The sequence below is a fragment of the Streptomyces sp. C genome (assembly GCF_000158895.1).
Classification (GTDB): domain Bacteria; phylum Actinomycetota; class Actinomycetes; order Streptomycetales; family Streptomycetaceae; genus Streptomyces; species Streptomyces racemochromogenes.
The window spans coordinates 796,097-808,697 of the sequence record NZ_GG657750.1; the positions used below are offsets into that span (position 1 = coordinate 796,097).

The 12,601-nt window shown below is 73.3% G+C and carries 13 protein-coding genes and 5 pseudogenes; 7 read left to right on the forward strand and 11 right to left on the reverse strand.

What is annotated here, in order from left to right; genetic code table 11:
- Positions 1–326 (forward strand): annotated as a pseudogene (locus SSNG_RS45165) (MerR family transcriptional regulator); the annotation flags it as partial.
- Positions 327–386: 60 nt separating this feature from the next.
- On the forward strand, positions 387–647 hold the full coding sequence (locus tag SSNG_RS45170; protein WP_050779536.1) for a GyrI-like domain-containing protein: 261 nt from the start codon (positions 387–389) through the stop codon (positions 645–647).
- Here the strand turns inward: SSNG_RS45170 and SSNG_RS43420 are convergent.
- The 8 genes and pseudogenes from SSNG_RS43420 to SSNG_RS03600 form a co-directional block, all read right to left on the reverse strand.
- A pseudogene (locus tag SSNG_RS43420) lies at positions 641–786 on the reverse strand (integrase core domain-containing protein); the annotation flags it as partial. The gene SSNG_RS45170 and the pseudogene SSNG_RS43420 sit on opposite strands and share 7 nt — an antisense overlap.
- Before the next feature lie 90 nt (positions 787–876).
- On the reverse strand, positions 877–1,686 hold the full coding sequence (locus tag SSNG_RS03570; protein WP_007262429.1) for an MBL fold metallo-hydrolase: 810 nt from the start codon (positions 1,684–1,686) through the stop codon (positions 877–879).
- Positions 1,687–1,823: 137 nt separating this feature from the next.
- On the reverse strand, positions 1,824–2,240 hold the full coding sequence (locus SSNG_RS37720) for a peptidoglycan-binding domain-containing protein (protein WP_007262430.1): 417 nt from the start codon (positions 2,238–2,240) through the stop codon (positions 1,824–1,826).
- Positions 2,241–2,255: 15 nt separating this feature from the next.
- Positions 2,256–2,885: a peptidoglycan-binding domain-containing protein gene (locus SSNG_RS37725; protein ID WP_241694988.1), complete on the reverse strand. Its 630-nt coding sequence runs from the start codon at positions 2,883–2,885 to the stop codon at positions 2,256–2,258.
- 17 nt (positions 2,886–2,902) lie between these two features.
- Positions 2,903–3,316 (reverse strand): peptidoglycan-binding domain-containing protein, encoded by a 414-nt coding sequence (locus SSNG_RS44720; RefSeq protein ID WP_007262432.1) that lies wholly within the window; start codon positions 3,314–3,316, stop codon positions 2,903–2,905.
- A 100-nt stretch (positions 3,317–3,416) separates the two neighbouring features.
- Positions 3,417–3,827 (reverse strand): peptidoglycan-binding domain-containing protein, encoded by a 411-nt coding sequence (locus tag SSNG_RS03590; protein ID WP_050779538.1) that lies wholly within the window; start codon positions 3,825–3,827, stop codon positions 3,417–3,419.
- A 129-nt stretch (positions 3,828–3,956) separates the two neighbouring features.
- Positions 3,957–4,946 carry a helix-turn-helix domain-containing protein gene (locus SSNG_RS03595; RefSeq protein ID WP_042800486.1) on the reverse strand — a complete coding sequence of 330 codons (990 nt, stop codon included), beginning with the start codon at positions 4,944–4,946 and terminating at the stop codon, positions 3,957–3,959.
- A gap of 86 nt (positions 4,947–5,032) precedes the next feature.
- A complete protein-coding gene (locus SSNG_RS03600) occupies positions 5,033–5,404 on the reverse strand; it encodes a hypothetical protein (RefSeq protein ID WP_007262435.1) in 372 nt (123 codons plus the stop codon).
- Positions 5,405–5,494: 90 nt separating this feature from the next.
- Here SSNG_RS03600 and SSNG_RS03605 point away from each other — a divergent pair.
- Positions 5,495–5,936 (forward strand): annotated as a pseudogene (locus tag SSNG_RS03605) (hypothetical protein).
- A 37-nt stretch (positions 5,937–5,973) separates the two neighbouring features.
- Here the strand turns inward: SSNG_RS03605 and SSNG_RS03610 are convergent.
- Positions 5,974–7,962 (reverse strand): heavy metal translocating P-type ATPase, encoded by a 1,989-nt coding sequence (locus tag SSNG_RS03610; protein WP_007262437.1) that lies wholly within the window; start codon positions 7,960–7,962, stop codon positions 5,974–5,976.
- A gap of 72 nt (positions 7,963–8,034) precedes the next feature.
- Between SSNG_RS03610 and SSNG_RS03615 the strand changes: the two genes are divergently transcribed.
- The gene (locus tag SSNG_RS03615) at positions 8,035–8,391 is read left to right on the forward strand and encodes a metalloregulator ArsR/SmtB family transcription factor (RefSeq protein ID WP_007262438.1); all 357 of its coding nucleotides are present in this window, start codon (positions 8,035–8,037) and stop codon (positions 8,389–8,391) included.
- Here the strand turns inward: SSNG_RS03615 and SSNG_RS44725 are convergent.
- Positions 8,356–10,294, reverse strand: a pseudogene (locus SSNG_RS44725) (cellulase family glycosylhydrolase). The gene SSNG_RS03615 and the pseudogene SSNG_RS44725 overlap by 36 nt on opposite strands.
- Positions 10,295–10,534: 240 nt before the next feature.
- Here SSNG_RS44725 and SSNG_RS03625 point away from each other — a divergent pair.
- The 3 genes from SSNG_RS03625 to SSNG_RS03635 all read left to right on the forward strand — a co-directional run bounded on the left by SSNG_RS03625 (position 10,535) and on the right by SSNG_RS03635 (position 12,157).
- Positions 10,535–10,837, forward strand: a complete 303-nt coding sequence (locus SSNG_RS03625) for a hypothetical protein (protein ID WP_007262440.1) — start codon at positions 10,535–10,537, stop codon at positions 10,835–10,837.
- Between the two features lie 195 nt (positions 10,838–11,032).
- Positions 11,033–11,497, forward strand: coding sequence for a cyclic nucleotide-binding domain-containing protein (locus tag SSNG_RS03630; RefSeq protein WP_007262441.1), 465 nt, complete (start codon positions 11,033–11,035; stop codon positions 11,495–11,497).
- Between the two features lie 216 nt (positions 11,498–11,713).
- Positions 11,714–12,157: a subtilase-type protease inhibitor gene (locus SSNG_RS03635; protein WP_042800488.1), complete on the forward strand. Its 444-nt coding sequence runs from the start codon at positions 11,714–11,716 to the stop codon at positions 12,155–12,157.
- Between the two features lie 98 nt (positions 12,158–12,255).
- Here the strand turns inward: SSNG_RS03635 and SSNG_RS43435 are convergent.
- Positions 12,256–12,601 (reverse strand): annotated as a pseudogene (locus tag SSNG_RS43435) (GNAT family N-acetyltransferase); the annotation flags it as partial.

The following is a 12,601-nucleotide window of genomic DNA, read 5'->3' on the forward strand; positions in this document are numbered from 1 at the left end:
CGGTGCTCGACGAGAAGGTCGGCGCGGAGGAGCTGCGCGGCATGCTGCGGCTGCGCCGGGCGGAACTGGAGACCGCCGCGGCCGAGGCGGCGGCCCGGCTGCTCCAGGTCGAGACGAGGCTCCGGACCATCGAGAGCGAGGGAACCATGTCCACGGACGAGATCGTCGTGAAGAGCCTGCCGGCGGTGCGGCTGGCCGAACTGACCGGGGTGGCCGCGAGCTTCGCCCCGCAGGACATCGGGCCGGTCATCGGTCCTTTGTACGAGGACCTGTGCCGCCGCGTCGAGACCGCCGGGGTGGTTCCGGCCGGTCCGGGTCTGGCCTAATAAAGAAGAAAACACCGGGCGGCGAGCCGGGAGCGGTCCTGGTGCACGCCGGGCTCCCGGGTGGCGCCGGCGGTCCGCGCCGAGGACCTCGGGGCCGGGGTGCGGATCGTCGAACTGCCCGGGGTCGAGCGGGCGGCGACCGTGGTGCACCGGGGCCCGATGGACGGGGTACTGCCGACGGCGCAGGCGCTGGCCCGGTGGATCGACGCGCACGGCCACCGCTCGGCCGGCTACGCCCGCGAGCTGACCCTGGCCTGCCCGGAGGACCCGCGGGAGTGGGTCACCGAACTCCAGGAGCCGCTGGCCTCCCAGGTGTGTTGACCCGGAGCGTTGTCCACGCGGCTGATGGGTGGGTTGCCGTTCGATCGGTAGGGCCGCCGGTAGGTCCATTCGTCGAGGAGTGTGCGGTTGAAGCGTTCGACTTGCCGTTGGCCTGTGGCCGGTAGGGGGGCGATGGGCGGCTGGCCGAGGGTGGTCGTGCCGGTCGGCAACCATGCGCCCTTGGCTTCTGCGCACGCGTTACGAGGGCGGGGTGGGACCAGGATGACGGTCAGGGCTTCAGCGGGACCCAAGTGCCGTGGTCGACGAGGTGCAGGACGGAGGTCAGGCCGGCGTCGTCGAAGGCCTGCTCGAGGGCTTGGCGGCCTTCCGTGAAGTGGGCCCAGCCGGTGTAGTGGGCAGGGATGTTGACGGGGGCGCCCAGGATCGCGGCGGCGGCAGCGGTGCGGACGCTGTCGAGGCTGAGAGCACGTTCACGGAACCTCCCGGGGACGCGGGCCGCGCCGGCGTGCAGGAGGGCGACGTCGACTACAGGGAAGCGGCGGGCTATCCGGGCGAGCGTCCGCATGGAGGCGTTGTCGCCGCTGACGTAGACGGTGGGCAGGCCGTCTCCGGTGAGGACGAAGCCGATGACCTGGCAGTTGACCTCGCCGTCCGGGTCGCGTTCACCGTCCTCGGGGCCGTGGACGGCCGGCACGGCGGTGACGGTCAGTTCGCGGCCGTCCGGGCGCCTGAGGGTGTGGCTGTCCCAGGCGGCCAGATGCAGCGCGGGCGGGCCGAGGCGCTTGGCGCCGCTGGTTGTGGTGAGCAGCAGAGGGGCGGCGAGGGCGAAGGCGCGGCCGCGGTCGTCGAGGTTGTCCGCGTGGTTGTCATGGCTGACCAGGACCAGGTCCACGTCCGCGAGCCGCTCCTCGCTGACGGCGGGGCCTTCGGTCTTGGTGAGGAAACCGTGCCGGCCCGGGTCGTCGAAGGTCGGGTCGGTGACGATGCGCAGCCCGCCGAGGTCCAGTACGGTCGTGGGGCCGCCGACCACCATGGCCGAGCCGTCGTGACGAGGCAGGAGAAGCGAACGGGGTTCCATGGGTGCGGGGGCTCCTTGGCCGGTGCGGTTGGAAGAGGGGGGACACCGCGGAACAGGGCGGCCCCACCTCTGAAACGCCGGCACGCGGCCTGCCGCCGTGATGCACAGGGCCGACCGCGTGCGGGGCTGACTCAAGGTCACAGCCGGGCGCACCTGTCGTCGCTTATCGTCCAGTTGTGCCACCACCACGAGATGACGTTGCGGGTGCTGGGGCCGTAGACGCCGTCGACACTCAGACCGTTCCTGGACTGTAGAGTCCGGACAGCGGCTTCGGTCTTCGCGCCGTATATGCCGTCGAGGCCACCGGTGTCCAGTCCCTGGCAGCCCTGGAGTGCATGCTGCAGCGCCAAGACGTGATCGCCACTGCTTCCCCGGCTCATGAGGCAGGAAGTGGAGCCCCCGCTGGTGGCAGGCAATATCGCGGAAAAAGCACCTTTCTTCACAACGGTCGTGTCATTGCACCACCCGTCTGCCGCTGCTGCGGTGGGGGCGTTGCCGATCAGGCCGAGAGTCACGGCGGCCGTTGCGCCGAGCGCGACGAGTACAGGCTTCATGGAACGGCGTTCCTTTCAGATGCGGCTGCAGGTTGCGCCGACGCCGGCGTAGGCGTACCAGCGCCACGAGACGACGTTGCGGGTGTTGGGGCCGTAAATGCCGTCGGCGTTGAGGCCATTCCACGACTGGAGGGTTCGGACGGCGGCTTCGGTCTTCGCCCCGTACACACCGTCGATGGTTCCGGTGTCCAGACCGTGGCACACCGCCAAGGCGCGCTGGAGCTCGGAGACGTGCTCACCGGACGAGCCGCGGCCCATGACGCAGGACGTGGAGCCGCCGCTCGTGGCGGGGACCTGCGTCGAGTAGCCACCGCGGTGCGCCTCGACGGTCTTGCCGCACCAGCCGTCAGCGGCTGCGGCGCCGGGAGCGGTGCTGATCACGCCTGCGATCACGGCAGCGGTCATACAGAAAGCGGTGACTATGCGCTTCATTCTTCTGCTTTCAGTGGCTTCTAGGGGGTGGGTTTCGTTCACGTTCGACAGCAGCGTTTGCCCGCCGGATTGGACGTCGGCGAGTGGAGAATCCGCGCTGGGGAAGAGGACCGTCGGTGACGAAGGAACCGCGTCGAAGGTCGCGCGGGCGTTGTCGCCGGAGTTGCCCCGGGCGTGGTGCAGGCCGGGAACCGGGTGCCTGGTGTTCGCCATGCGCACCTGGCGCGGGCTCACTGCCAGGAGCAGGTCACCTGGCCGTCGTTCCAGTAGTAACGCCACATAATGGCGAACAGGTTCGTGTCGGGGCCATAAATTCCGTCGACTTTCAGGCTCCTTCGGGCTTGGACCGTCTTCACGGCGGCTTCGGTCTTCCGGCCGTAGACCCCGTCGACGCCACCGGTGTCGAGGCCCTGGCAGATCGTCAGCGCGCGCTGGAGCTCCGCCACCTGGGGACCGCTGGATCCCGGTCCCATGAGACAGGAAGTCGAGCCGCTGCTTGTGGCCGGATGGATGAAACGGCCGTTGCTCTTCCACACAGAGGTCGTGGTGCTGCACCAGCCGTCCGCGGCGCTGGCAGGCGGAGCCAGGGTGATCAGGCTGACGAGGGAAGCGGAGGCAATGCCGAGCGCTGCAAGGGACTTCACGGAGGGAACTCCTTACGTACGTAGTGGCTCAGTGACGGATCGACAGCACGCGCTGGAGCGCGGATGCCTGCTCACCGGTCGAGCGGAACTCGATTCAAGGTCAGAGGCGATCGCACTTCGCGCCGATGGTCGTGTACCAGCGCCACTCCACGACGTTGCGGGTGTTGGGGCCGTAGATCCCGTCGGCGGTCTGGCCCGTCGCGCTCTGCAGCGACCGAACGGCCGCCTCGGTCTTGGCGCCGTAGATGCTGTCGCTGCCCCCGGTGTCCATGCCGTAGCAGATGGCCAGGGCGAGCTGGAGTTCTCCGACCGCCGGACCGCTGGAACCCCGGCCCATGACGCAGGAGGTGGATCCGCCGCTGGTCGCGGGGACCGCGGTCCAGTACCCGCCCCGGCTGACGCTCTTGGATACGGTGCAGTAGCCGTCGGCCGCCGCAGCGGCGGGGGCCGTGGCCAGGATGCCTCCGGCGGCTGCGGCAAGTGTGGTCAGAACGGCCAGGGTGCGCTTCACGTGCGTGTTCTCCACAATGGTCGAAGGGACGGCGAGGGCAGAGTGCGGGGCGGCGGCCGGAGCAACGCGCCCTGGGCCCGTAATCCCGGGGCTACCGGCCAGTTCCCTCCCGCTCCGGCAACACCGAATCTAGGCCGAAGGCGATCCGTCTGCTGAACGCTCGGCGCGGAAACCCTTGATGCTCAGCGCACGGAACTCGGTCGGGGTGACTCCGTACGCCTCGCGGAAGGAACGGCTGAACACCACCGGTCCGCTGAAGCCCCAGCGAGCGGCGATGGCGCCCACACGGCGACCGGCGAGGGCGGGGTCGGCGAGGTCGGCGCGGCACCGCTCGAGGCGGCGACGGCGTATCCGGGCGTTGGTGCTCTCCTGGCCGTGGAAGAGCTGGTGGAGAGTGCGCACCGAGATGTGGTGGCGGGCGGCGACCGCCGACGGATTCAGCTCCGGGTCGCCGAGGTTGTGCTCGATGAAGGCGTGGATCCGCTGTACCAGAGCCTGCGCCCGTACTTCGGCAGGAAGCTGGTCCTCCGCATCCAGTTGTTGGGCGAGGCAGGCCGCCGCGAGGTCGACGGCGACCGTACTGAGACGGCGTAGCTCCTCCGGGGTGCATTCGGCACCGTGATCTTCGAGTGAGGTCATGAAGGACGCCAGGATCGCGGCCATGCCCATACCCGGTATACGCCGTGCCAGCACCTGGTCCAGGCGCTGGGTGCGCAGCGGCATGATGTTCCGGGGCAGCATCAGGATCGTCGCCTGTACTTGCCCGCCCGCGGTGAGCATCTGGTTGTCCGAGGGCCGGGAGGTGTCCCAGAGCATGAGGTCACCGGCTCCGATGGTGCACTCGCTCCGGTACTGCGACAGCGACGTGGCTCCCTTGCGCAGGAGGGCCAGCTGGTATTCCTCCGGGTCGCCGCGCCGGATCATCGGGGCCGTACGCCGCGATCGGAGCGGTGACAAGGAGAACCTCGATGCGCGGATCTCCCCCAGATCCAGCACCGCGGCCTCACCCTGGAACTCGGCGGGCCGCTCGCAACTGAGCCTGGCGGGCATCACCTCGCTCGACACGATGTCGGAGTACCAGTCGAACCGATCTCCCTTTGGAACCTTGTGCGTTGACACCCCTGACCACACTTGGCGCTCCCCCTCACTGGATCCGTTTGACAGGACCAGGATGCAACCAGAGCCTCTGGCCCAGGGTGTTCACCTCAGCCTGCGTAGGAAGCGGGCGTGCCGGGACGACGAGCCCCTTGACCTGGCCGGCTAGCGATCCGCCGGACACCCTGAGGGCCCGCCCCCGGTCGCGGACGGCGGCGCAGCACCGGGCGGTGCCGCGGCGGGGCCGTCCGCAGCCGGCGCACCGCGCCGTGCCCGCGCCGGCTCCACTCGGCGCGGGGCAGCCCGGCGCGCTGGCCGCCGCCGGTGATCAGGGCGTTGACGGGGGCGTGCGGGTCGGCGGCGACGCCCTTGGCGATCAGCACGCCGACGACGAGCGGGACCAGGGCGACCGCCAGCGCGGAGCCGGCGGCGGTCACGTGCCCGAGGCGCGGGCGGGGGGCTGCGGGTGCCGTGGTGTCCATGGCGTCATTCCAGCAGCGGCGCCGCGGCGGTGGATCGGGGCGGATACTCAGTCCGCCCGGCACGGGTACTCAGACGGTGGAGGGGCTGCGGTGGAGACGGAACCCCAGGGCTTCGAGCCCGCGACCGGGGACGGCCCCGAGGCAGCCGGCGCGGGCCGGGCGGGCGAGGTGCGCACGGCGTACGAGGGGCTGCTGCAGATCCGCCGGCTGCTGGCCGGCGGGGCGGAGGTGCCCGCCCCGTGGGAGCTGCGGCTGATGCCCCGCGCGGTGGCCCTCGTGCTGGAGGCGGCCGGCTTCCCGCCGTCGGCGGTCGACCCCGCCGGCCGGCGCACCCGGACCGGCTACCGGGTGGCGGGCGTCGCGGACCGGGTGGAGGTGACCTGGGCCGGCCCCGCCGGGCGGGGGCGCCGCCGGGGAGGAGCAGGAGCGCCTTAAGGCCTGCGCCGCGGAACTGGAGCGCCACGGCTGGGAGTGCCTGCTGTACCGCGGGCCGCGGGGGCGGCGCTTCCTGGAGGTGGAGCGCCGCCCCTGAGCCGGGCGCCCCGCCGCGGCGGGTGCGGCGCCCGGGTTCAGCCGTCGTCCCGGTGGCGCAGGAGGCGCAGGGCGTTGGCGACGACGACCAGGGTGGAGCCCTCGTGGACCAGGACGGCCGGGCCGATGCCCAGGCCGAGCGCGGTGGCCGGGACGAGGACGGCGACGATGCCCAGGCTCAGCCAGAGGTTCTGCCGGATGATCCGGCTCGCCCGGCGGCTGAGGCCGGTGATGAAGGGGAGCCGGCGCAGGTCGTCGGACATGAGGGCGATGTCGGCCGTTTCCAGGGCGACGGCCGAGCCGGCCGCGCCCATGGCCACTCCCACGGTGGCTCCGGCCATGGCGGGGGCGTCGTTGACCCCGTCGCCGATCATGGCGGTCCGGCCGGTGCGGCGCAGCCGGGCCACCTCGGTGACCTTGTCCTGCGGCATCAGGCCGCCGAGGGCCTCGTCCATGCCGACCTCGCGCGCCACCGCGTCGGCCACGCGCTGGTCGTCGCCGGAGAGCATCACGGTGCGGGTGACCCCGAGCGCGCGCAGGGCGGCGACGGTCCCGGCGGCCTCCGGGCGGGGGGCGTCCATCAGGCCGAGGGTGCCGAGCCAGCGGTCGCCCCGGCGGACCAGCATCGTGGTGCGGCCGGTGCGTGCGAGCTCCTCGGTGCGCTCGCGCAGGGCGGGCGGTACGGGAGGGCCGGCGAGGGTGTCGGCGTAGGAGAGGCTGCCGATGTGGACGGCCTCGCCGTCGAGTTCGGCGCTGACGCCGCGGCCGATGACGGCGCGGAGGTTCACGGCCCCGGGGGCCCCGGCCTCGGCCGGGGCGTCCGCGAGCAGGGCGGGCGCGTCCCGTACGACGGCCTGGGCGAGGGGGTGGTCGCTGAGCCGCTGCGTGGCGAGGGCCGTGCGCAGCAGTTCCTCGCGGCCGGCTCCGTCGGCGGTCAGGGCCTCGGTGAGGCGGGGGCGGCCCTCGGTGAGGGTGCCGGTCTTGTCGAAGGCGAGGGTGTTCAGGCGGCCGAACTCCTCCAGCGGCGCCCCGCCCTTGACCAGTACTCCCCCGCGGGCGGCGCGGCCGACGGCGCTGAGGACGGCGGCCGGGGTGGCGATGGCGAGGGCGCACGGGCTGGCCGCGACGAGGACGGCCATGGCGCGGTAGAAGGTGTCGGTGAAGGGCTCGCCGGAGAGGGCGCCGAAGCCCAGCAGGGCGGCGACGAGGACGAGGACACCGGGGACGAAGACCTTCTGGAAGCGGTCGGTGAACCGCTGGGTGGGCGAGGTGCGTTCCTCGGCGTCCTGGACCATGCGGACGACGCGGGCGAGGGTGTTGTCGGCGGCGAGGCGGGTGACGACCACGTCGAGGGAGCCGGAGCCGTTGACGGTGCCGGCGTAGACGCGGCTGCCGGGGTCGGTGGCGGCGGGGTCGGCGAGGGCGGCGGTGCGGTCGGCCACCGGGGTCTTGTCGGCGGGGACGCTCTCGCCGGTGATCGGTGACTGGTCGACGCTGCTGCTGCCCGCGGCGACGAACCCGTCGGCCGGGACCCGGGCGTGCGGGCGGACCAGGACGGTGTCCCCGACGGCCAGTTCCCCGACAGGCACCTCGACGGGCTCCGCGGCGGCGGCGCGCCGGAGGAGGGCGGTGCGGGGGGCGAGGGCGCCCAGGGCCTCGATGGAGCGCCGGGCGCGGCCCATGGCGTACTCCTCCAGGGCGTGTCCGAGGCTGAAGAGCACGAGGAGGACGGCGCCCTCCTCCCAGCGGCCGATCGCGGCGGCTCCGGCCGCGGCGACGAGCATCAGGAAGTCGACCTGGAAGCGGCCCGCGCGCAGGGTGGCGACCGCCTCGCGGAGGGTGAAGAACCCCCCGACGGCGTAGGCGGCCACGAAGAGCGCCCGGGCGGCGGGGCCGCCGTTCCCGGTCAGCTGGAGGGCCAGCCCGGTGAGGTAGACGGTGAGGGCGAGCAGGGCGCTGACCAGCTCCGCGCGCTCTTGGGCCTTCTGCGCCACGTCACGCATGGCGTCACGCATCACGACGTTCATGACATCAATATATCAGCACATCGAAATATATAGACGTGTGCACATCCTGATCTCCCGATCTAAGGTGGCCCCATGGAACCAGCCCCGGAACCGCAGCCCACGCTCACCGAGCCCGACGCCGCCGCGGTCGCCGAGGTCATGCAGGGCCTCGCCTCACCCGCCCGGATCCGCATCCTGGCCCGGCTGCTGCACGCGCCCTGCTCGGTCGGGGAACTGGCCGAGGCGCTCGGCCTCGGCCAGCCCACCGTCTCCAACCACCTGCGCCTGCTGCGCCACCTCGACCTGGTGGCCGGGCGGCGCGACGGACGCAGCGTGGTCTACGAGCTGCACGACGAACACGTCACCGCCCTGCTCCGGCAGGTGCTGGAGCACGTGCACCACGGACGACGGACCCTAGGGCAGCGGGCGGCACAGGAGGGCGGCCGGTGAGGGGCGGGAGGCGGCGCGGGTGGTGAAGGCGATGCCCGCCGCGTATTCGGTGGGCGCGCACTGGCCCTTGTAGTGGCCCCGGGCGAAGTCCCCGCCGCCGGCTCCCACCGGGCGGTTGTCGCCGCGGTCGAACCAGAGGGTGCGGCCGGCCGACGCCGGGAGGGCCGTGCGGGCCGGGGCACACAGGGCGGCCGAGACGCGCTCGCCGCGCAGGCTGTACCCGATCAGGAACTGCCCGGCCGGGCACTGGAGTTTGGTGTAGCCGGTGGCCCAGTCGCCGCCCGGCGGGACGTACGCCTCGTCGCGGACCACCGTGTGGCCGCCGGCCGGGGCCCGCAGGTCCGAGGTGGTGCACAGGCCGCGGCCGCCGGTGTGGCCGAGGCCGGTCAGCCGGGCGCCGTCCGGGCAGACGGCCTTGCGGGCGCCGCCGTCCCAGTCGCCGGCGGCGCGGGTGCGCAGGGAGGCGTTGTGGTCCCGGTGGTCGGTGCTGAGCTGGTACCAGGCCGGGGTGGCGGAGACGGGCCCGGTGCGGCCGGGGGCGGTGGTCAGGGCGGTCAAGGGGGCGGTGCGCCAGTCGGCGGGGTCGAGGACTCCGGTGCGGCGGCCGGTGGAGTCGTAGCGGAGCAGGGCCCAGCTGTCGCCGCCCGGGGCGCCCTGGGCGGTGGTGCTCCAGCCGACGAGCGGCCAGTACGCGAAGTCGGCGTCGGAGCCGGCCAGGTAGGCGGTGAGGTTCTGGAACCAGGCGCGCGGCGCGGCGCCCGTCTCGTCCGCGCCGATGCCGAACTCGCTGATCCAGACGGGGGCGGTGTAATGGGTGCCGGTCTCGGCGGAGACGAAGAAGGCCTGGTCGTAGAGGGTCTGTTCGAGTTGGGCCCGGGTCATGTCCTGGTAGCGGGGGTCGTGGGTCTCGCCGAGGCCGGTCGCGCCGCTGTGCCGGGGGCCGGTGTACCCGTAGAAGTGGGCGGAGTACACGAGCCTGCCGGAGACGGCGAGGGTGTGCGAGAGGGTGCGCACGGGGGTGAGGGTCGGGCGCTCGTGGGGGAATCCGTCGAGGGGGATGCCGGTCCAGTTGATGCCCTCGACGACGATCAGCAGGTCCGGGTTGGCCTCCGTGAGGATCCGGTCGGCGGCCTCCTGGGAGGCGGCCTGCCAGTCGTGGCCGTCGCCGAGGCCCCAGTTCGGGTCGTCCCAGGTGTCGCGGCGGACCTCGTTGTAGAGGTCGGCGCCGACCACGCGCGGGTTGTCGCGGTAGCGGCGGGCGATCGAGACCCAGTCGTCGGCCCACTGGGCGGTGGAACGGCCGCTGTTCCAGCGCTCGTTGCCGTCGAGACCCGCAGCACCAGCGGGTGGTTCCGGTGTGGTTGTTGAGGATGACGGCGAAGCCCGCGTCGGTCAGGGCGGCGACGACGGCGTCGAAGACCTGGAGCGGGCTCCGGCCGCGCAGGGCCGGGTTGGCGGCGACGGCCCCGTCCGGGACGGGGGTGGTGGTGTGGAGCATCTCGTTGGAGAAGGGCAGCCGGATGCTGTTGAGGCCGAGTGCGCGGAAGTCCGCGAGCAGCGCGGGCATCGGGACCCGGTCGAGGCCGAGCGGGATGCCGTGGGAGTCCTGACCGCTGTGGTGGGTGGCGGGGTCGGTCCGGTCGCCTGAGCCGTTCCAGGAGCCCTGCGCGCCGTCCCAGTTGCCCGAGCGCAGCCGGAACCGCTCGCCCCGGGCGTCGACGACGTACCGGCCCCGGGTGGAGAGCGGGGGCGTCCAGGCGGTGTCCGCCGCCGGGGCGGCTGCCGTGGCGGACGCGCTCGCCGTGACCGGGCCCGGCGGGGACGCCGCGGGGGCGGCGGCGGCCGGCAGCGCTCCGGCCGCCAGGAACAGCACGCTCAGCAGCACCCGTACGAGGCTCTTCATCTCGCTCCCGCCCGCTCCGGCCGCCCGCTCCGGACGGCTGCGGCCGACAAGTTACCGGCCGGTCGCCCCGGGCGGAAGGCACGGGAGCACCCCGGCGCACGCCGCCTGCCGCGGAGGCGTCAATTCCGGCAAGCAGGGGCCATCCCTTCACACCCGGCCACCCGGGCAAAACCGCCCCGCGCGGGCCGGTACGCCTCTACCGTGCCCTGAGGGGCAGCCGGCAACGGGAGGGTGGGGCTGATGGACGACGACGAGGACATGCGGCTGGCGAGGATCACGCCGGAGATCTCCCGCCGCACCCTGGCGATGCTGCGCGGTCTCGCCGGACTGGAGCCGCCGGAGCAGGTACCGGAGGACGCCATGACGGTCGCCGACGCGATCCTCGACGACCACGGTACGGACGGGCTGCGGGTGCTGGTGATGACGCTGGCCGCCTGGGCGACGGCGCAGATCGAGAACGTGGCGGAGCTGAGCGGGCGCAGTCACGAGGCGGTGCTCGACGCGATGGAGCTGGCCTGCCTGGAGGCCAACGCCGAGGAGTAGCACCCGGCAGCCGGCGGAAGGGTTTCGTCCGCCGGGGTACGGGCGACGCTCCGGGCGACCCGGACCGTCGTCCGCCACCCTCGGTGAACGGCGCACGACCGACGGTTCCCGTGCCGCGGCACCCCCTCATCCGGGCCCGGGTCGGCGACACTGGGGGGACCAGAGGCTCGTGGGGGGTCGTGATCGGAGGCCGTCGTGAGCACACCTTCCGCCATCCGGATCGCCGCCGTCCTGTCGGCCGAGCACCGCGGCCGGCTGATGGCGCACGCCCGTGAGGTCAACTTCCCCGAGGGCGCGCGGCTCTTCGACGAGGGCGGGCCGGCCCAGACGTTCTGGATCGTGCGTTCCGGCACGGTGACCCTGGAGATCCCGCTGCCCGGCCGCCGCAGCCCCGCTCCCGTGGAGAGCCTCGGCCCCGGGGAGCTCGTGGGCTGGTCGTGGCTGTTCCCGCCGTACGCGTGGCAGCTCAGCGCGGAGGCCATGACCCCGGTGCGCGCCTACGAGTTCGACGGGGCGACCGTCCGGATGCTGATGGACGCCGATCCCGCCTTCGGCTCCGCGATCGGGCACTGGGTCGGGCGGGTCCTCGCCGTCCGGCTCCACCAGACCCGCACCCGGCTGCTCGACCTCTACTCCCCGCGTTCGTGGACGGACCGCTGAGGGGCGCTCCAAACCTTTCGGGGAGGGGTGTTCGGCCGTTTCCCGGAATCCCTCCCCCACAGGTCACGGCGGCGGCGGACGGACGGACACGGCTGCGGACTGCGCGCATGCGCTCACGATCGGTGACGAGAAACGGCCGTACGAACGGGCGTTCACGCTCCGGATCGGCAAGACTCCCGTCCGTTATCCGAAACGCCGACCCGAGGAGTGTTCGAAATGCGGTCCATCACCAGGAGTCTGGGACTGGCTTCCGGAGCAATGGCCCTCACCGCCCTCACCGCGCTGGCCGGGACCGGAGCCGCCGACGCGGCGCCGACCGGAACGCAGAGCCTCTACTCGCCGTCCGCGCTCGTGGTCAGCGTGACGGCCGGGGAGGACACCGCCAACGGGACGGTGCTGCGCGCGGCGACACTGGTGTGCGCGCCGCGGCCGGGCGGCACGCACCCGGCCCCGGCGGCGGCCTGCGCCGAACTGCGGGCCACCGGCGCCTCGCTGGACGCCCTCGCCGCTCCCCGGCCCGACACCGCCTGTACCCGGGAGTGGAACCCGGTGACCGTCACCGCCGAGGGCGTGTGGGAGGGCCGCCGGCTGAGCTACACGTACACCTTCGGCAACCCCTGCGGGCTGCGCAGCACCACCGGGGTGCTCTTCGGCATCTGAGGAACCCCGGACCCGGCCGGGCGGCGCCGTGCGACCGCCGTCCGGCCCCGGCCCCGAAGCCAGACCCGGACCCCGGCCCCGGCCCCCGCCCCGGCCGCTCAGCCCAGTTCGAGGCTCGTGACGCCGTACAGCCCGGCCAGCTCTGCCTCCGGCGCCGGGCCCGTGTACATGCGGGCGGTCTCGAAGGACGGGGTCAGCCCCAGGCCGGTGGCCACCGCCGCCGCCGCCGGGTTCGCGTCGGGCACGTCCACGGCCACCTCCCCGCCGGGGGCGTGCGCGGCGAGCCGCCGGACGAGGGCGGTGGCCACCTCCGGGGGCGGCGGCGTAGAGCGGGCCGATCCGGGAGGCCCCGCTGCAGGGGCGGACCACGCCGAGGTCCTCGATCCGGCCGCCCCGGACGGCCGCGAGCGCGGTCCGGCCGGGCAGCGAGGTCCAGGCGGCGAG